At 63.2% G+C, this 18411-nt stretch carries 16 protein-coding genes; 3 read left to right on the top strand and 13 right to left on the bottom strand.

Going from position 1 to position 18411, the window contains the following annotated elements:
- Positions 1 to 85 precede the first annotated feature (85 nt).
- The 4 genes from BSY16_RS27035 to otsB all read right to left on the bottom strand — a co-directional run bounded on the left by BSY16_RS27035 (position 86) and on the right by otsB (position 4715).
- Positions 86 to 1117 (bottom strand): ABC transporter ATP-binding protein, encoded by a 1032-nt coding sequence (locus tag BSY16_RS27035; RefSeq protein ID WP_069062868.1) that lies wholly within the window; start codon positions 1115 to 1117, stop codon positions 86 to 88.
- Positions 1105 to 2799 carry an ABC transporter permease gene (locus BSY16_RS27030; RefSeq protein ID WP_069062867.1) on the bottom strand — a complete coding sequence of 565 codons (1695 nt, stop codon included), beginning with the start codon at positions 2797 to 2799 and terminating at the stop codon, positions 1105 to 1107. Before BSY16_RS27030 ends, BSY16_RS27035 begins: the two co-directional genes overlap by 13 nt.
- Positions 2800 to 2818: 19 nt before the next feature.
- Positions 2819 to 3796 carry an ABC transporter substrate-binding protein gene (locus tag BSY16_RS27025; RefSeq protein WP_069062866.1) on the bottom strand — a complete coding sequence of 326 codons (978 nt, stop codon included), beginning with the start codon at positions 3794 to 3796 and terminating at the stop codon, positions 2819 to 2821.
- A 103-nt stretch (positions 3797 to 3899) separates the two neighbouring features.
- Entirely contained in the window at positions 3900 to 4715 is an 816-nt protein-coding gene (gene otsB, locus BSY16_RS27020) for a trehalose-phosphatase (protein WP_069062865.1), read from the bottom strand.
- Between the two features lie 105 nt (positions 4716 to 4820).
- Between otsB and BSY16_RS27015 the strand changes: the two genes are divergently transcribed.
- Positions 4821 to 5903: an ROK family protein gene (locus BSY16_RS27015; protein ID WP_069062864.1), complete on the top strand. Its 1083-nt coding sequence runs from the start codon at positions 4821 to 4823 to the stop codon at positions 5901 to 5903.
- Here BSY16_RS27015 and BSY16_RS27010 read toward each other — a convergent pair.
- The 9 genes from BSY16_RS27010 to BSY16_RS26970 form a co-directional block, all read right to left on the bottom strand.
- Entirely contained in the window at positions 5900 to 7372 is a 1473-nt protein-coding gene (locus BSY16_RS27010) for an FAD/NAD(P)-binding protein (RefSeq protein ID WP_069063729.1), read from the bottom strand. The genes BSY16_RS27015 and BSY16_RS27010 overlap by 4 nt on opposite strands.
- A 46-nt stretch (positions 7373 to 7418) precedes the next feature.
- Positions 7419 to 8834, bottom strand: coding sequence for an LLM class flavin-dependent oxidoreductase (locus tag BSY16_RS27005; protein WP_069062863.1), 1416 nt, complete (start codon positions 8832 to 8834; stop codon positions 7419 to 7421).
- Between the two features lie 279 nt (positions 8835 to 9113).
- A complete protein-coding gene (locus BSY16_RS27000) occupies positions 9114 to 10328 on the bottom strand; it encodes an SfnB family sulfur acquisition oxidoreductase (protein ID WP_069062862.1) in 1215 nt (404 codons plus the stop codon).
- A gap of 23 nt (positions 10329 to 10351) precedes the next feature.
- Positions 10352 to 11392, bottom strand: coding sequence for an isopenicillin N synthase family dioxygenase (locus tag BSY16_RS26995; RefSeq protein WP_069062861.1), 1041 nt, complete (start codon positions 11390 to 11392; stop codon positions 10352 to 10354).
- Between the two features lie 555 nt (positions 11393 to 11947).
- Positions 11948 to 13309 (bottom strand): O-acetylhomoserine aminocarboxypropyltransferase/cysteine synthase family protein, encoded by a 1362-nt coding sequence (locus tag BSY16_RS26990; RefSeq protein WP_083243138.1) that lies wholly within the window; start codon positions 13307 to 13309, stop codon positions 11948 to 11950.
- Positions 13310 to 13335: 26 nt separating this feature from the next.
- Positions 13336 to 13635 carry a hypothetical protein gene (locus BSY16_RS26985; RefSeq protein ID WP_069062860.1) on the bottom strand — a complete coding sequence of 100 codons (300 nt, stop codon included), beginning with the start codon at positions 13633 to 13635 and terminating at the stop codon, positions 13336 to 13338.
- Positions 13625 to 14413 carry an ABC transporter ATP-binding protein gene (locus BSY16_RS26980; protein WP_069062859.1) on the bottom strand — a complete coding sequence of 263 codons (789 nt, stop codon included), beginning with the start codon at positions 14411 to 14413 and terminating at the stop codon, positions 13625 to 13627. The genes BSY16_RS26985 and BSY16_RS26980 overlap by 11 nt, the downstream gene beginning before the upstream one ends.
- Positions 14414 to 15415 (bottom strand): ABC transporter permease, encoded by a 1002-nt coding sequence (locus BSY16_RS26975; protein WP_069062858.1) that lies wholly within the window; start codon positions 15413 to 15415, stop codon positions 14414 to 14416.
- Between the two features lie 4 nt (positions 15416 to 15419).
- Positions 15420 to 16454, bottom strand: a complete 1035-nt coding sequence (locus tag BSY16_RS26970) for an ABC transporter substrate-binding protein (protein WP_069062857.1) — start codon at positions 16452 to 16454, stop codon at positions 15420 to 15422.
- A gap of 248 nt (positions 16455 to 16702) precedes the next feature.
- Here BSY16_RS26970 and BSY16_RS26965 point away from each other — a divergent pair, with 248 nt between their 5' ends.
- On the top strand, positions 16703 to 17005 hold the full coding sequence (locus BSY16_RS26965) for a hypothetical protein (protein ID WP_069062856.1): 303 nt from the start codon (positions 16703 to 16705) through the stop codon (positions 17003 to 17005).
- A 370-nt stretch (positions 17006 to 17375) separates the two neighbouring features.
- On the top strand, positions 17376 to 18407 hold the full coding sequence (locus BSY16_RS26960) for an amino acid ABC transporter substrate-binding protein (RefSeq protein ID WP_069062855.1): 1032 nt from the start codon (positions 17376 to 17378) through the stop codon (positions 18405 to 18407).
- Positions 18408 to 18411: the final 4 nt, after the last annotated feature.

Genomic DNA, 18411 nt, shown 5'->3' with positions numbered 1-18411 from the left:
TTGTCTGCTAAGATCAACCAATTCGCGCAGAAATTCTCAGAAGGGTGTTTGGTTCCGGTGATCACCCGCTGATGACGAAGGTTTTCTACAGCCGCCAGGCACCGGCGATCGTCACATGTATCGTTTCGTCGATGTGCGGCCGATGGCGACTGAAGGCGCGCAGGATCTGGCCGTCGCCGAGTTCGAGGGTGAGGCTGTATCGCTCACCCTCGTAGAGCGAGGCGCGAACGCGCGTCGCAATCCCCTCTCCCGACGGCTGGACATCCTCCGGCCGAACGAGGACGTCGGCCATCGGTCTATCGGAGGGCGATGGTACGGCGAGGCTCTCATGCAGCATCTGCGACGGAATCCTCCGAGGTGCCCTATCCGGCAGGGCAAGCGACAGAATGGCGCCGCGACCAATGAGACCGCCGACAAGCCGGCCCTCCGGCCGGGCATAGATTTCCTCTGGCGGCGCCACTTGCAGGAGTTTTCCCTGCGACATGACGGCAATATCCGTTGCAAGCGCCATGGCTTCGCTCTGATCGTGCGTGACATAGACCATCGTGGCGCCGGAGCGCCGGTGGAATTCACGAAAGGTCTCTTCCATTTCCTGCCGCAGATGCCGGTCGAGATTGGCGAGCGGCTCGTCGAGCAGCACCACGTCCGGCTGGGTGACAAGGCAGCGGGCGAGCGCCACCCGTTGCCGCTGCCCGCCGGACAGGTCCGCCGGACGCCGGTCGGCGTAGTCTGCAAGCCGGACGGTATCGAGCGCCTCGCCTATTCGCGTGTGGTGGATTTCCTTCGATACGCCGCGCACCTTCAGCGGATAGCCGACATTCTCGGCGACGGTCATGTGCGGCCAGAGCGCATAGGACTGGAACACCATGGCCATGTTGCGCCGCTCCGGCGGCAGGGACTTTTCGGAATCGGCAAGCAGCCGCTCGCCGAGATAGATCGCCCCGTCGCTCGGCGCCTCGAAGCCGGCGATCATGCGCAGCACTGTGGTCTTGCCGCAGCCGGAGGGACCGAGCAGCGCCAGAAAACCGCCCTCGCGGACATCCAGCGACAAGCCACTCACTACTGGGCGACCCGTGCCGAAATCCTTGCTGACATTGTTGAGGATCAGCTTCGCCATGGCACCACCCCTCTCGGCAGGTATTTTGCCATCAGTTCGAGCAGCAGCATCATGAGGACGACCAGGACCACCACGAGCACCGACAGTGCCGAGGCGAGATCGGAACTGCCGCTGTCATCGAGATTGTAGATGACGACGCCCAGCGTCTGCGTACCCGCAGACCAGAGCAGAGCCGATACCGTCAGCTCGTTACAGGCGATAAGGAAGACGAGAATGACCGACGCGCCGGCCGCCGGTGCCACGAGCGGCAGGAGAATATCCATGAGGCGTCGGAAGAAACCGGCGCCGGCCAGCCGCGCCGCTTCCTCCAGTCCCGGATCGAGCTGTCGATAGGCGCTGACGACCGGTTTGAGGCTGACGGCGAAGAAGCTCGCGAAATAGGCAAGGAGGATGATCCAGATCGTGCCGTAGAGCGTGACGTTGAACACCGGCAGCGGCGCGGCAAAGACCAGGATGAAGGCGACCGCGACGATGATACCGGGCAGCGCATAGGGAATCTCGATCAGGCTGGCGACAAGGCGCGCAGCGGCATCGCGCCGACGGGTTAGCACATAGCCGGCGAGCACCGACAGGCCGAGCAAACCACCCGCAGTGACCGCGGCGAGGAAAACCGAATTGGCAAAGGCGGTGCGCGTCACGACCTGCCGTAGCAGAACCTCCTCGAAGGCATGGAACGACAGGGTCTCCAAGGTCAGCGGCACGCCGAAGGCCGGGACCAGCGCGCCGGCAACGAGGGCGAGAAAGGGGGCGACGAGCATGAAGAAAAGTGCGACCACAAGCAGGGGTATCAGGACGAATTTCCACCGCCCGATCTGGAAAGAGGTCGCCGCACCGGAGTGGCCGAGAATGCGGTAGTCGCGGCCGCCGAGCGCCCGCTCCTGCACGGCAAGCCCCGCCACGGCAATCAGCCCGATGACACCGGAAAGTACGGCCACTTCCCCGAAGGTCTGATCCGTAAAGGCGGCGAACTTGGTGAAGATCAGCGTGGCCAGCGTGTAGATCGAGGCCGGTATGCCGAGGATCGCGGGAATGCCGAAATTGCCGATGCACGAAACGAAGGCGACCGCTGCGCCCGCGATCATGCCCGGTAACGCCAGTGGCAGCACGATATCGCGGAAGGTGCGCAAGGCCGATGCACCGGAGAGGCGCGCCGCCTCGATACCATCGCGCGGAATGATCAACAGCCCGGCTCTCAGCGCGAGATAGACGAGCGGCGCGTGCTGCACGCCATAGAGCAGCGCAATGCCACCGACCGAATAGAGCGGCTGCGGCGAGCCGAGAGGTGGCGCGATGTGCAAGGCCTTGAGCAGCGGGCTGGACGGACCGGACATCTGTACCCAGGCAAGTGCCGTCACCTGGGGCGGGATCATCATCGGCAGCACGAACAGAAAGCTGAATGGTCCCCTGGCCGGCACGTCCGTGAGCGTCAGCACGAAGGCGAAGAACGCGCCGATCACCAGCGAGATGGCGGTTCCGAGAAAGGCGGTGACCAGCGTGTAATAGGTGGCCGACCAGAGGGTGCGATCGGTGAGCACGGCAAACGCACCACCGCCCGCAAAGGCGGCGATACCCGTCACGGCGAGCCGCGTAAGGGGCAGCACGCTAAGGACGAGGACCACGCTGACGATAAGCGGAAACAGCCAGGCCGGCTGGCTGTTTCCCGGACGAACATATCCGTGCATGAAAGGCCGTAGCCGAGCCTCAGTTCGAGCCGAAGTGATCGGAGAAAGCCTTCAGGTCCGCATCGGTGCTCTTGAGTGCGGTTGCGGCATCGAGCGGCAGCACGCGGATGGTCTCGCGTGCCGGGAAGCCTTCCGGCATGGCAATGCCGTTACGAGCCGGGATGTAACCGAGCTTCACAAAACCTTCCTGGCCCTCGACCGACAGGACATAATCGACGAATTTCTTGGCAGCCTCGGCGTTCTTGGACGAAGCGAGGATGCCGACCGGCTCGGTGACGGCAGAGACGCCTTCGGCCGGGAAGACGAACTCGACCGGCGCGCCCTTGGCCTTCTCGCGGATCGGCATGTAGTCGACCACCATGCCATAGGCCTTTTCGCCCGAGGCGACGGCCTTCAGCACGGCGCCGTTGCCACCGGCAGCCGTCGTGCCGTTTTCGGCGAGTGCCTTGTAGTAGGCCCAGCCGAGGCTCTCGACGCCCGTGAGCGTCTGCGCATGAATGAGGGCGGCACCCGAGGTGAGCGGGCTCGGCATGGTCACGAGGCCCTTGGCATCGGCCTTTACCAGGTCCTGCCAGCTTGCGGGCTTCATGCCGGCGGCGGTGTTGTAGACGATGCCGGTGGTGATCAGCTTGGTCGAATAGTAGTGGCCGTCCTTGTCGTAAAGGCTGGCGTCATAATTGGCGGCTTCCGGCGAGGCGTAGGCGAGCAGCTTGCCATCCTGCTTCAGGCGCTCGAGCGTGACGGTGTCGGCGATCAGCAGCACGTCGGCAACCGGATTGCCGGCAGCGATCTCGGCCTGAAGCTTGGCCATGATCTTCGGCGTTCCGTCGCGGACCCAATCCACCTTGATGTCCGGATTGGCGGCCATGAAGCCGTCGACAGTCGCCTGCGCGTCTTCGTTGGGCTGGCTGGTGTAAAGGACGAGGTTTTCGGCAAAGGCCGGAAGTGCGACGAGGCTGGCGGTGAACAGAGCAGCGGCAGAAACGAGCGTTTTCATGGGAGCATCCTTCGGAAACAGAACCGCTCCCTATCCCTGCCACTTGACACCCGTGTGACATCCGCCTGTACGGCGGCCGTGAGAGAGCGCCGAAGTAGTTGTTTCAGGATGCGGCCGTCCGATGCTCGCCGGCGGTTGCGACGGCAAGGGTGGCGAGCGCCGAGCGGACGGCCGAAGGCGACGATGCTCTTGAAAGCGCACAGGTGGCGGGATTGAGAGAACCGACCCGGATCGATTGTCCCCCGCGCGCATTGGCAAGGGCAAACATCGTCTCATCCGTCAGGTCGTCACCGATCGCGATCGGCAACCTTCCTGCGAAACCCGGCTCCTCCAGATAGGAAGCGACGGCTTCGCCCTTGTCCGCGCGGGCGGGGCGGATTTCGAAAACCATCTTGCCCGGCTGAAGCACCCAGTCCGGCCCGGCCTCCTCCGCGACATTCTGCATGAGGTGTTCAAGCGCCGTATTGTAGGCGGGCGCCAGCCTGTAATGCGCGGCAACAGCCGCGCCCTTGTCCTCGATCAGTACCCCCTCCATCCAGGCGGTCTGCTCGACGAGGCGCTGCTTCAAACCCTCGAAGGATGGCGTCGCAGACACCATGCCCGTCTTGCCGTCGGCGCTTCGAAATTCCGCGCCGTGCAGCCCGGCGATCGGAAAGCGGAACGGCGCAAACAGCCTGTCGGCGTAAGGAAGGCTGCGCCCCGTGACGAGCGCAAGAGCCCCGCCCAGCCGGGCAGAAACCGCATTGAGGTCGTGCGGCAACGATAGGGGAACCTGAATGTCATCCGGCCGCGCTGCCAGATCGAGCAGCGTCCCGTCGATATCGAGAAAAAGCGCCCAGCGGTCCGGTTCGTCGGTGAGACGTCGGATCAGATGACGGATTGCGGCATCCGACGGCCGCAACTTTTCCTGCTCGCTCATCGACCAGCAAGTAGATCGCTGTCTCCAGTCGGCAAGCCCCGACAGGAACAACTTTTTATCCGCTGCATTGTGCTCTCGCATTTCTCGCACGGGCAAGGAGCCGGCATGGCCAAGCAGAAAATGAAGCCGAAACCGACGCAGGACAATGACCCGCCCGTCACCCACGGCGCCGACGACCTGCCCACCGTGAACGTGGCAAGCTACAATCTGGAACTGCGCAACAAGGACGGTTTTATCGGCGACCGCGCCAACAAATCCGCCTTTCGCGATATCATTCAGGGCTGGAGAAAGCGCGTTCGTGAAGGTGGTGCCGATCCACTGGGCGCGGTTCTGACCGACGAGCTTTCCAAGAAGGAAATCGACAAGCTGCTTGAGGAGCAAGGGACCGAAGCGGCGACCCTCGTGCGTGCCGCAATCGATGATTTCGCACAGGAACTGGCCACCATCCTCATGCGCTACCTCAAGGAGGAAACGTGGCAGGAAACGCGCAGGATCGTCGTCGGTGGTGGTTTTAGCGACAGCAAGGCCGGTGCATTGGCAATCGCGCGCGCCGGGCTGCAGCTCAAGGCGGAAGGCCTGAAGGTCGAACTGGTCGCAATCTCCCACCACCCCAACGAGGCCGGACTGGTTGGTGCGGTCCACCTCATTCCCGGCTGGATGCTCAAGGGGCATGACGCGATCCTCGCCGTCGATATCGGCGGAACCAATATCCGTGCCGGCGTCGTCAAGCTCAACCTCGACGACAAGCCGGACTTCTCCCGTGCCAAGGTGTGGAATTCCCGGCTGTGGCGCCATGCCGACGACGAGCCCCGGCGCACCGCGACCATCGAACATCTCGTCAGGATGATCGAGAGCCTCATCGCCAAGGCCGAGAAGGCGAAGCTCGCGCTCGCCCCGGTGATCGGCATTGGCTGTCCCGGTATCATCGCAGCCGACGGATCCATCGCGCGGGGCGGACAGAACCTTCCCGGAGGAAACTGGGAAAGCACGCACTTCAACCTGCCGGAAGCGCTTCGCAAGGCAATCCCGCGGATTATGGATCAGCCGACCTTTGTCATCATGCACAACGATGCCGTCGTGCAGGGATTGTCGGAGGCCCCGCGCATGGCCGACGTGGCGGGCTGGGCCGCCGTGACGATCGGGACGGGGTTGGGCAATGCGAGCTACATCAACAAGCCGAGCGGCTAGAGAATGCCGGTCGCCCTGCCGACGCGGCTTTGCGTGGCACGCACCGTCAGGGCGATCCTCTCGGCGACGAAAACGGCATGCTCGGTCACCTGGGGCAGGCCCATCAGTTCCCCGAATGTCCCGCGCGCCAGCGGGCCTGCAACGTAGAGCGTTTCCGCGATGCCGCCATCCGCCCGGATGACGCGGCTGTTTTCGTCGACCGCAATTCCAAGGCCTACCGGGTCAGCTTGCAAGAGGCCGGCCGTGGCAAGCTGCGCGACAAGCGGCTGGCTCGACAGGATGGATCGATGGTCCGGCCCGGTCGTCACGATCACCGCGTCGTAGCGGCTTTCAAAGGTTCCCCGCCCGTGGCGCTGCCGGAATGTCACGGAGATTTCGTCGTTCTCCACCGCGCGAGTGACCTCGCGGACCGACGCAGCGTGAAAGGCGAGCGTGGCCGCGGCGAGACGCCGGTCGATTGCGCCTTCGACCTGCGGTGCGATGCGGAACCGGTGCACGTCCCAATAGGGACGCAGGAAGCGCACGACGCGTCGGCGTTCGATTGTCGGCAGCGCGCGCCAGATGTCACCACCCTGCGCCCGCAGCCGGTCGAACACCGCATGCCAGGTCACACCCACGACTTGAGCCTCCGCGAGGGTGCTGCGGACACGCCGGAGAAGGGCGTGTGCAGAGCGGACCGGTGGAACGACGAATTCGCCGAACGGATCCTGCGGGGCGAGGTTGTGCCCGCGCGAACGCAGACCGCGACGGGAGACGGCTGTGATCGGCCCCTGATGTTCGACCGCATCGAGCGCTGCGATGACATCGGCGGCGGTGAGGCCAGCGCCCAGCACGAGGACGCGATCCTGTTGCCGGATTTTTGACAATGCGCCGGCCACAGTGGCGTCCGCTATGTAGCGGGGATGTCCGGCCAGCACCCGATCGAGGGCCGCTGGAGCTGTCGGGCTCGGATGGGTTGTCGCTAGAACCATCAGGTCGGCCGTGAGCCGGGACCCATCATCGGCGTCGATATGCCAGCCTCCGCTCCAGGCCGGGGTCGCGGCCTCCGCCCGGATTCGGCGATGCTCGATCCTTCCTGCGGCGATGAACGGCTGGAGCTGTGCAGAAACGTACTGGCCGAAGGTCGACCGGCGGGCGAAGACATGGCCATCCGCGATGGTTGCCTGCGGGTCGTCCGCGAGCGCTCCGGTTTCCAGGAGCCAGCGCTGAAAATGCTCGTCATCGCCCGGCACGAGCGTCATGCGGGCGGCAGGCACGTTTATGCGGTGGACCGGATCATCCGTGCCGTAGGCGAGGCCCGCACCAAGCGTCGCCCTTGGTTCATAGACGATGATCCGCGCCGCGCCGGCAGTAAGGCTTCCGGCCAGGTGATAGGCGAGCGCCGCGCCGGTAAAACCGCCGCCGATAATTGCCACGACCGGACGATCCGCGCGGTTACCCGACGTCGTCAAACCCAGCGGCGACGTCATCTCGTCCGTGATGGCGGTCACCGCCTCATTCCTTCCGGCTGGCATGTCATGCGCCGACGGATTTCAGGGTCGGCACCGCCTCGGCCTCGCGGCGCTTCACCGCCTCGATATCGCGATACCCATCGGCAGGATGGGTCTTGGGCAGGTACGCCCCCTCGCCAAACAGTTTTTCGCGCAACGTGCCCGGCTTGTAGGCGGTGGGGTAAGCGCCGCGCTTTTGTAGTTCCGGCACGATATAAGCGACGACATCCTCGAAACTGTCGGGTGTCACGGCATAGGCGAGGTTGAAACCGTCGACATCCGTATCCGCAACCCACTCCTGAAGGATATCGGCGATGCGTTCCGGTGAACCGACGAAGACCGGTCCCATGCCACCGATGCCCCCAAACTGGGCGAGTTCGTCGATCGTCCAGGACTTGTCGCCGCCGGCGATGTGCTCGACGAAGGAATGGATGGCATTGGTCTCGATCTTTTCGACGATGTCGGTCGGGGCATACTGCCCGAAGTCGATGCCGCTCCAGCCGGACATGAAGGTGAGCGAGCCATCATAGGAGACGTAGCTCTTGTAGTCCTCGAATTTCTTCTGCGCCTTTTCCTCGGTCTCGTCGGTGATGACGGTGACGAGGGTATAGATGAAGACCTTCTTTGGATCACGCCCGGCCGCGGCGATGCGCTGGCGGATTTCGGCGACATAGGCCTTCAGGACGGATTTCGTGGGCGCGGCGACGAAGATGCACTCGGCATGGGCGGCCGCAAAAGCCTTACCCGGACCCGAGGCGCCGGCCTGGTACAGCACGGGCGTGCGCTGCGGCGACGGCTCGGTGAGTCCGTAGCCGGGCACCTCGAAGAACTTGCCCTTGTGGGCGATCTCGTGGACCTTCTCCGGATGAGTGAAGATGCGTTTGTCGCCGTCCCGCACCACCGCACCCTCTTCCCAGGAGCCTTCCAGCAGCTTGTAGAGCACCTCGACATATTCGGCGGCGACCTCATAGCGGTTGTCGTGCCCGCGAAGACCGCCCTGCCCGACATTCTTGGCCCCGCTTTCCAGGTAGGAGGTGACGATGTTCCAGCCGACGCGGCCTTTGGAGTGATGATCGGCCGTCGCGAGGCGCCGGGCGAAGGTGTAGGGGTGCTCGAACGAGGTGGACGCGGTGATGCCGATGCCGAGATGCTCGGTGGCAAGCGCGATGGGCGCCGCCAGTTGCAGCGGATCGTTTACCGGCAACTGCGCTGCCTGATGGATCGCATGGTAGTTCGAGCCCTTGTAGACATCGTAGTAGCCGACGACATCGGCGATGAAGATACCGTCGAAGACGCCGCGCTCCAATGTACGCGCGAGATCCTGCCAGTAGTCCAGATCCTTGTATTTCCAGGATTTGTCGCGCGGATGTGCCCAGAGGCCCGGCGACTGATGGCCCACGCAGTTCATGTCGAAGGCATTGAAACGGATATGGCGCGCCATGATGGTCTCCAGCGTCTTGAGGATGCCGTGCGGCGTCCTGTCCCGGCGGAGAATAGCGTCTTGGGCGGTCAAATACAGGAATTCTATCTTTTATATGTATTAATTTTGGAAATGGCATTTCTGTTTGCCGGATAGAGGCAAGCGGTTCTGCCGCGGATGCGGAAGCGTAAGAACCAAGATCAAATGCGGCCCTCCGTCGCCTCTATTTCATGAGCAAAAAAGGGCCGCAACCCCGAAGGATTGCCGCCAGGTGACCACCCCCACCACGAGGGTTGGATTTCAGAGCGCGCCGTTGCGCGGCGGAATGACGCCGTTGAGGTGATAGTTCCCGACCACGTGGTACTTCCAGCGCACCGGATCGTGCAGCGTATGGGTGCGGGCGTTTCGCCAGTGCCGTTCGAGATTGAGGCCGCGCTTCGTGGCCGAGGTGCCTGCGAGTTCGAAGAGCACGTTGGTGGCGTCGATCGCAAGCTCCGTCGTCAACACCTTGGCGGCGGCAACCGCGAGCGTCGCCGCCACGGAATTTTCCTGACTGAGACTGATCTGCGCCTGGTCAACCCTGCGCCCGGCTCGCTCCAGCGTCGCCTCGGCGGCCTCGATGCGGATGGCAAGCTCGCCGATGCGGGATATGGTCAGCGGATCGTCCGCCGCACGCTCGACGCCGCTGTCGGTCCACGGCCGCGCCCGGTCGCGTACATAGCCGAGGGTTTCCTTCAACGCGGCGCGTGCAATGCCGAGATCGACCCCCGCATGGATGATCTGCCCGACGGAGCCGATCGTACCGGGACGCTCGAACCCCTTGTGGTGCTGGACCACGGCATCGGCCGGGACGTAGACATCGGTCAGGATCGTCGTTCCGCTGCCCGTCGTGCGCTGGCCGAAACCATCCCAGTCGTCGACGATCTCAATGCCTTCCGCCTCGCGCGGCACGAAGGACATGGTCAGCCGCTCCTCGCCATCGAGCGCGAAGATCACCACCCAATGGGCAAAGAGCACACCGGTCGAATAGAATTTCCGGCCGTTGATGCGAAAGCCCGCGCCATCCGGCGTGATGCGGGTGTTGTAGTCGCCAACCGTCTTCGTTCCGACCTCCGAAAGCGCGTTGCCAAAGCGGTCGCCGGCAAGTGCCCGCCCGAAATAGAACCGCTTCTGCACCTCACTGCCATCGTGGCGCAGGGCTTCAAGGATATAGAAATGGTTCTGCGGGATCTGGCCGATCGAACTGTCGGCTTCAGACAGGATCGCTGTAACCTCCGCCAGCACCGCATTCGATACATCGATGCCGCCATACTCAGAGGGAACGGTGATGGCGAGCAACCCGGAGGCCGACAGGCGGTCGAGCTCTTCATAGGGAAGCGCGCGCTCGTAGTCTCGCCGGCTTGCACCGCCAATGAAATCCTCGGCGAGTTCGCGCGCTACGGCGAGGGCCTCTTCCTCGCTCGCGATGCGGCGGGCTGTCTCTGGTAGCTGGACGAGCGTCGTGACACTGCTCATGGTCGTTCCTTTCGGGAGAGGGATCAGGCCTTGGCCGGCTTTTCCAGAAGATGCAGCAGGTCGGGATGGTGTTTCGCCGCGACATCAGGATGGGAGCGCAGGCGGCTCTTCAGGTGATTGATGCCGACCTCCCGGAAGATCGGGTTGAGCGGATCGACCGTCACGCCGCGCTCACCGCGCTTCAACGTCTCCGGCAGCGGAATGACCGGGATCGTCGCGTCGTAGCGGGCGCCGAGGAAGAAGGCGACGGAGAACCGCTCCGTGCCGGCGGGCGGCGTCACGACGTCATGGACGTCCGCCCGGACAAAGCCGTTCGTCGCCAATTCCAGAAGCTCCCCGCTGTTGATGATGAAGGTGCCGGGCACCGGCGGCGCCTCGATCCACACACCCTCTTCCGTGCGGATACGCAGGCCCGGCGTGGTGTCCTGCAGGAGCACGGTGACGAAGCCACCGTCCTTGTGTGCGCCGACCCCCTGATCGCTACCGGCGGCCTCGCGACCGGGATAGCGGATGATCTTCAGGAGTTGCGAGGGCGAGGGTTCGTAGATTTCGGAGAAGGCGTTTTCCGGCTGGCCGAGCGCAAGCGCTATAGCCTTCAGCACATCGATGCCGATGCGGGTGACTTCCGCCTGGTAGCGAAGAAGCAGCGGCTTCAGTTCCGGCAGGGCGTCGGGCCATTGGTTGGGGCCATAAAGCCGGTTCCACGGCGTATCCGCTCCGGCGTCGACGGGCGCGCCTTCCGTGTTGATATCGAGCTGCTCGCGCCAGTCCTGCTCACCGCGGGTGCGCTCGTAACCGGCACGATTGTAGCCGCGGAAATGCGACGACTTCACCATCTCGATCGACAGCTTGTCCGCTTCCGGCAGTGCAAAGAAGCGCTTCGAGGCCGAAAGCACATCATCGATCAGGCTTTGCGGCACGCCGTGACCGGTGAGATAGAAGAAGCCGTGGTCGTGCAGGACGCGGGTCAGTTCCCTGACGAAACCCGCGCGCTCCGCGGCGTCGCCGTAAAAGCGCGAGAAGTCGATTGTCGGAAGGTGGGCGGGCTTGGCGTGAATGGTCATGTCATGCTCCTCGAAAAATTGGTTTGGACGCGCGTCTTGTCATTCCGCCGCCCGCATTAGGCGCTCGATCGAAAGTCAGCGCCGTGATTCCGCTTCGACTACGGTCATCCTCGCCGGACACGTAATTACGTGATTGCCTTCGCCATAGGCGGTCATGTAGAGGCGCCGCCCATGCGGCACGCGAACCACGAGGCCGAAAGAAATCCTCGTGGCTCGCCGACGTGACGGTGCGGCAAGGTTGAAGTCTTGGATATCACCACCGTCCGCGATCCATGCCTCCAGTGCGTCGGCGGCCACCCCAGGCATTCTCGATCTGCGTCATTCGTATCGTACTCATCGCTGTCGTGATTGGACAAAGGTCCGTCACGCTTGGAATTGACGGCGAGAGTAGCGTTTGGCCGGGACGAATACAGGAATTCTATCTTTTTTATGGATTATAAAATGGAATGGCGTTTCTTTTTGTACGAGACCCGTGTGCGGCTCTCCTCTTAACGAAAAACCCCGACGCGAGGAGGGAGCGCCGGGGTTAATCGCCGATCGGAGTCTGGCCGGCTTTCAGGCCAGCGCGATCGCGCGCTCCAGATCGGCGATCAGGTCGTCAGGATGTTCCAGGCCGATGGAAAGCCGCACGTAGCCGGGTGTGACACCCGTCGCCAGCTGGTCTTCCAGTGAGAGCTGCGAATGCGTCGTCGTCGAGGGGTGGATCGCCAGCGACCGGGCATCGCCGATATTGGCGAGGTGGTAGAAGAGCTGGAGAGAGTCAATGAACCGGCGCCCCGCCTCGCGCCCACCCTTCAGCTCGAAGCCGACCAGCGCGCCAAAGTAGCCGGGCTTGAAGTATGTTTCCGCCCGTGCCTTCGCGCTTCCCTCTTGGTATTTCGGGAAGATCACCCGTTCGACCTTCGCATGGCCCTTCAGGTATTCGGCAACCTTCACCGCGTTCTCATTGTGCTGGCGCAGGCGCAGCGGCAATGTCTCGAGGCCCTGGATGAACTGGAAAGCGTTCTGCGGGCTGATCGCCGCACCGAGGTCGCGCAGCAACACAGCCCGGGCGCGCAGGATGTAGGGATGGAAGGCGATCGTGGCGGCCTTCTCGATCCAGGTCTTGCCCTGGTAGCTCGGGTCTGGTTCGTTGAGGTTCGGCTGGCGTTCGGCATGCTCCGCCCAGGGGAACGTGCCGCTATCGACGATGGCGCCGCCGATCGAGGTGCCGTGGCCGCCGATATATTTCGTCGTCGAATAGACCACGATCGCTGCGCCGTGCTCCAGCGGGCGAATGATCAGGGGCGCCGCCGTATTGTCGACGATCAGCGGAATGCCGTGGCGCCGGCCGATGGCGGCGACTTCGGCGATCGGGAAGACCTCCAGCTTCGGGTTCGGCAGGGATTCCGCGTAATAGGCGCGGGTGCGCTCGTCCGTCGCCTTCTCGAAGGCTTCCGGATCCGATGCGTCGACGAAGCGGGTTTCGATGCCGAAGCTTTTCAGTGTGGCAGCAAAGAGCGCCCAGGTTCCGCCATAGAGGCCAGCGGCGCTGACGATGTTGTCGCCGGTGCGCGCCACGTTGAGGATCGCGAAGGCGGACGCCGCCTGGCCGGAGGCGAGTGCCAAGGCTGCCGCGCCGCCCTCGAGTTCCGCAAGGCGCTGCTCGAAGGCATCCTGCGTCGGGTTCGAAACGCGGGTGTAGAGATGCCCCGCGGCTTCGAGCGCGAAGAGCTTGTCGGCGCCGTCGGTACCGGGCAGCTGGAAGGAGCTCGTCTGGTAGATCGGCACGGCCACTGCGCCGCTTGTCGGATCGAAGCGGAAGCTTCCGCCGTGCAACGCGATCGTTTCCGGATGCCGGCTCTTGAACGTGGCGGTGCCGGCCGGCGGCTGCACGATGTCCTGCTCGGCAATCTCGGGGGATTGGTGGATCGTCATGGCACTTCTCCTTGAGTGATGCGCCTTCAGGCGCGCGAGGGACGGGCGGACAGAAGGACACCCGCGACGAGGACGGTCGCAGCAGCCCAAAAAGCCTCCGGCGCGTACCAGCGGATGCCGTAGAGATGGTCGTTGGTGCAGAGCGCCTGGGCGAGCGTGCAGAGATCGGTTGCACCGGCGATGCAGGTGACAGCCTGGCCGACGGTCAGGTAGTCGTTTTCGACGACCTTGCTGAAGATCAGCCACCACCAGCCGAGCGCGGCGAGTGCGAAGGCGCCGCCGGCGATAGCGACCACCGGATAGCTGGTGCGGCCGCTAGACGTCATGGGAGATACCGAGCTTTTCGAGCAGCGACGTGCGCAATGCGATGAGGTTAGCATCGTCCCGCCGCCGCGGATGAGGTTGGTCGACACGCAGCTCCGCGACGATCGAGGCCGGCCGATCCGAGAGAACGATCACGCGATCGGCGAGGAGGAGCGCTTCCTCGACGTCGTGCGTGACGAGCAATGCCGTGAAGCCGGCGGTCTTCCAGAGATTGAGAAGCTCCTTTTGCATGCGCAGGCGCGTCAGCGAATCGAGCTTGCCGAAAGGCTCGTCGAGCAGCAGCAGTTTCGGATCGTTGACGAGCGCACGCGCCAGCGCTGCGCGCTGTGCCATGCCGCCCGACAGCTGATGCGGGTAGAAATCGGCAAAGCCTTCCAGCTTCACCAGCTTCAACACCTCGTCGATGCGGTACTCGCGCTCGCGGATAAGCCCCCGCGCCTCGAGGCCGATCGCGACATTGGCCCGCACGGTGCGCCACGGAAACAGCGTCGCATCCTGGAAGACGAGGATGCGGTCCGGGTTCGGTCCCAGGATCGGCTGGCCATCCTCGCTCACGTTTCCGACCGTCGGCGCCTCCAGGCCGGCGGCAAGACGCAGCAGCGTAGACTTGCCGCAACCCGAGGGACCGAGCAGGGCGACAAGCTCGCCGGGCTCGACGGTGAAACTGACGTTGTCGAGGACCCGAAGTGCCTTACCGTCGAGTTCGTAGCGATGGGACACTCCCTCGACGTCGAGAGCGATACTGTTGGCGGAACTGGCTTCTGCGAAGGCGACGGACATCTAGAGAATCCCCTTCTGCCAGCCGAGCAGCCGATCCCGCGCGATAAAGAGCAAGCGAACGAGGCCGGCGCAGATCAGTGCAATGATGATGAGGGCGGCGTAGACATTGGCGTAGGCCGAGTAGGCCGTGTTGAACTGCAGGTACCAGCCAAGGCCGAATTTTGCGCCGAGCATTTCAGCCACGACGAGAACGGCGAAGGAGTAGTAGAGGCCCATGAAGATGCCGACGAAGACGTTCGGCAGTGCTGCCGGAATCGCGACCTTGAAGATCAGGAAGCGGTTGTCGGCCCCGAGCGTGCGGGCGACATCGTAGAAGGACCGGTTCACCTGGCTGACGCCGGCGGCGGTGAGAATTGCGACCGGGATGCCGGAGGCGAGCGCCACGAGGAAGATCGAGGCGTGGAAGGTCGAGGGGAAGATGAAGAAGGTGCAGGGAATCCAGGCACTCGCCGGCACGGGGCCGATGAGTTTCAGAAGCGGCATGCCCCAATAGGCGAAGCGTTTCGACCAGCCGAGCGCCACGCCACCAGCAAAGCCGACAAGGATGCCCGAGAAGAAACCGAGCCCCCACAGCCGGCCGGTATAGGCGATGCAGATCAGCAGCCGATCCCAATCCGTCACGTAGACGTGCAGCAAACCCTGCGGCGGCGAAAAGAAAGGTTTTGGCAGCCAGCCGAGCTTTGCCGTCAACACTTCCCAGACGGCAAACCAGAGGCCGAGCACGATGAACCAGGGTCCGTAGTGCACGAGTGTGCGGCCGGCGCTGCCGAGGCGATGGACGGTGACCGAAAGCACCAGAAAGATGAGCGCGCCGACGAGCGTGACGGCGGCAAACAGCCCCGTCGCCCCCCAGCTGATGACATCGGGCAGCCCGTAGGTCAGTGCCGACGCAAGAAACCAGGTCGCGGCTGCGAGCAGTCCGTTTCGCCAAATCCCCGCCAGGGGCAGGGTGACGGATCGCCGCCCTGCCCCGCCGAATGTTTCGTCTACCGCAGCGCTCATCGGATCACGCGAAGATGTCGATGGTGATGCGGTTGGCGATCTCTTCCGGATCGGTGGCGGCGTCGATGACGCCGGTCAGCTTGAGGTCTTCGTAGCCGATCCTCACTTCCTTCAGGAGTTCCTTGCCGAACCAATGGTCGTGATAGGTAAAGGCGGAGAGGACTTCCGTCAGGTCCTCGAGCGGCAGGCCGGGCTTCAGAGTGTCGAAATACCACTTCGCCACCTCGTCCGGATGCTTGGACGTATATTGGTGGATTTCGAGGTTGGCGGAGGCCACGCGCTTGATGGCGTCCTTGTTGGCCTCGTAATAGTCGCCGTTGACGCCGAGCACGCAGCAGACGCGGTCCTTGAACGTGCCCGTCTGCGTATCGGCGACGCGGCGGAAGCCGTGCTGCTTTTCATAGGAATAGGCCCAGGGATCCATATGGGCGACGGCATCCGCCTCGCCCTTCAGCATGCCTTCGGCCACAAGATCGAAGGGGAAGACTTTCCAGGTGACGTCGGTCTCCGGGTTGAGGCCGGCCTTGGCAAGCGCGACGGAGAAGGCGACGCGTGACGGCGACATGACATCGAAGGTGCCGATCGTCTTGCCCTTCAGATCCGTCAGCGTCTTGATGTCGGAGTCCGGCTTGACGAGCACGCTCTGGCAACCGCCATGCGAGCCCGCAAAGAGCCGCACGTCAAAACCCTGCTCGATCGGCTTCAGCCAATCGTAGAGGAGCCCCGGACCGGCTTCCGCCTTGCGGGTGGCGAGTGCCTGGATGAGCGTCTGGCCGCTCGCGCCCTGATAGAAGAGTTCAACGTCGAGCCCGTGTTTGGCATAGATGCCCTTTGAAAGGCCGAAGCCGACGGGAGAATGACAGGCGGCCACTTCGGTCCATTCCAGCTTGATCGGAATGAGATTGCCGGCAATGGCATAGCGCGTCGAACGCGCACCGATAACACCGGCGGTCGCGGCCACAGCCGTTACGCCCGCCGCCTTGATCAGGCTGCGGCGCGAGAGGCCCTTGGAGAAAATGGTTTCGGATTGCTGGCCCATCGGATGTCCCCTCGATGCGTTGATGGGACTAGCCTAACAAAAATCATATTAGTTTATAGAATTTATAGATTATTTCTTTTCGACCGCGGAGAATATTCTTTCATCGGAAGGCTGTCGCTTGGATCGGCGTCCTCACGCCAGCAGCCCGACCTTCTCTTCTCACCAAGGGGCGCCTATTCAGATGCGGGAAATCCCGCGCGTTGACCCGCCAAAGCTGTTGAACGATACTGCCGCGAAAAGGAGACTCCATGATTACAGGCTCTCAGTGCCGGGCAGCGCGCGCACTCGTCGAATGCAGTCGGGAGCGTCTTGCAGTCGCCTCGGGCGTCGACATCTCGACGATCGAGAGCTTTGAGCGCAAGCTCGGGAAGCCTGACGACGAAAGCATCGCGGCACTCCGCGCTTCCCTGGAGGCTGCCGGCGCCGCTTTCCTGCCGGATGGAGATCGTGGCGGGATCGGCGTGCGACTGAAGTTCAACCGCTCCGAAACCCGGCGTATCCAGACAATGGAAGGTGAAGGCGGCATCGTAGCACACGACGACGTTCCATAAGCCCCATCCACCTCACCCGATTTCAAGTCATCCTCCGAAGTATTTGAACACCCGCTAGCGGCCAAACCCGATTGACCTTGAGGCGCAACGCGCGCGCCTCGCCGCCGCCCCGTTCGGACGCTTCTTGAAAGCACGGTTCAGACACGGCCCGTCTCCTGTGTGAGATGAGCCTTACGAGCGGGCCATCTGAAAATCAGCAGATCGAAACGCACGGCCAGTGAGAAGCAATTTGCTTCGGAACCGGGCAAATTTGGATGTCGGTTTCTTAAATACACTAATTTTATAGATAATATAAACAGACCTTCAGCGCTTCGGGTAATTCACCCACGCGGCGGAAGTCTAGTTCTTTTGAAAATGGGGACATTTCAATATGATAGCGCAAAAGACCCTTCGGCGGGCCGTCAAATCGGCGGTCGCTGCCGCCTTTCTCGCCACCACCATGCTTTCGGGTATCGCCCATGCCGGCCCGATACTCGACAAGATCAACCAGCGCGGCGCGATCAAGGTCGGCGTCGGCACGACGCCCGGCTTCTTCGCGCCTGACAGCAACGGCAAGTGGCAGGGTTTCTTCATCGATTTCGGCCGCGCCCTGTCGATTGCCGTGTTCGGCACGCCGGACAAGGTGGAGTTCACCTCCTCTTCGCCGCAGCAACGCCTTCCCGCCCTCCAGAGCGGCGAGTTCGACATCCTGCTTTCGGGCGTGACGGTTACCACCACCCGCGCCTTCAAGCTCGGCTTCCATTTCGGTCCGACGGTCTTCTATGACGGCCAGGGCATTCTGGTGCGCAAGGATCTCGGCGTGACGAAGGCCGCCGATCTTGACGGCGCGACCATCGGCGCCCAGAGCGGCACGACGGGAGAACTCAACGTTGCCGACTTCTTCCGCAAGACGGGCAAGACATTCACGCCCGTCACCATCGAGGATACCGGACAGTTCATCGATGCGCTGGAATCGGGCCGCGTCGACGCGATTACGCAGGATTCTTCCGACCTCGTCGGCAAGCGCACGCAGCTGAAGAAGCCGGACGACTACGTTCTCCTCCCCGAGCGCCTGTCCAAGGAGCCGCTCGCACCGGCCATTGCCGGCGGTGACGATCGTTGGCTGGAACTGGTGAACTGGACCGTGAACGCCACGATCCAGGCCGAGGAATGGGGTATTACCTCGGCGAATGTCGACCAGTTCCTGGAATCGGAAGATCCGGCCATCCAGCGCTTCCTCGGCGTCGATCCGTCCTTCGGCACGGAACTCGGCCTTGATCCGAAATGGGCCTACAACATCATCAAGACCGTCGGCAATTACGGCGAGATCTTCGACCGCAACCTGAAGCCACTTGGTTGGGAACGCGGCTATAACAGCCTGTGGACCGATGGCGGCCTGCTCTACTCTCCGCCGTTCCGTTGATGTC

The sequence above is a fragment of the Sinorhizobium sp. RAC02 genome, from assembly GCF_001713395.1.
Classification (GTDB): Bacteria; Pseudomonadota; Alphaproteobacteria; order Rhizobiales; family Rhizobiaceae; genus Shinella.
This window is presented reverse-complemented; position numbering and strand designations above follow the sequence as displayed.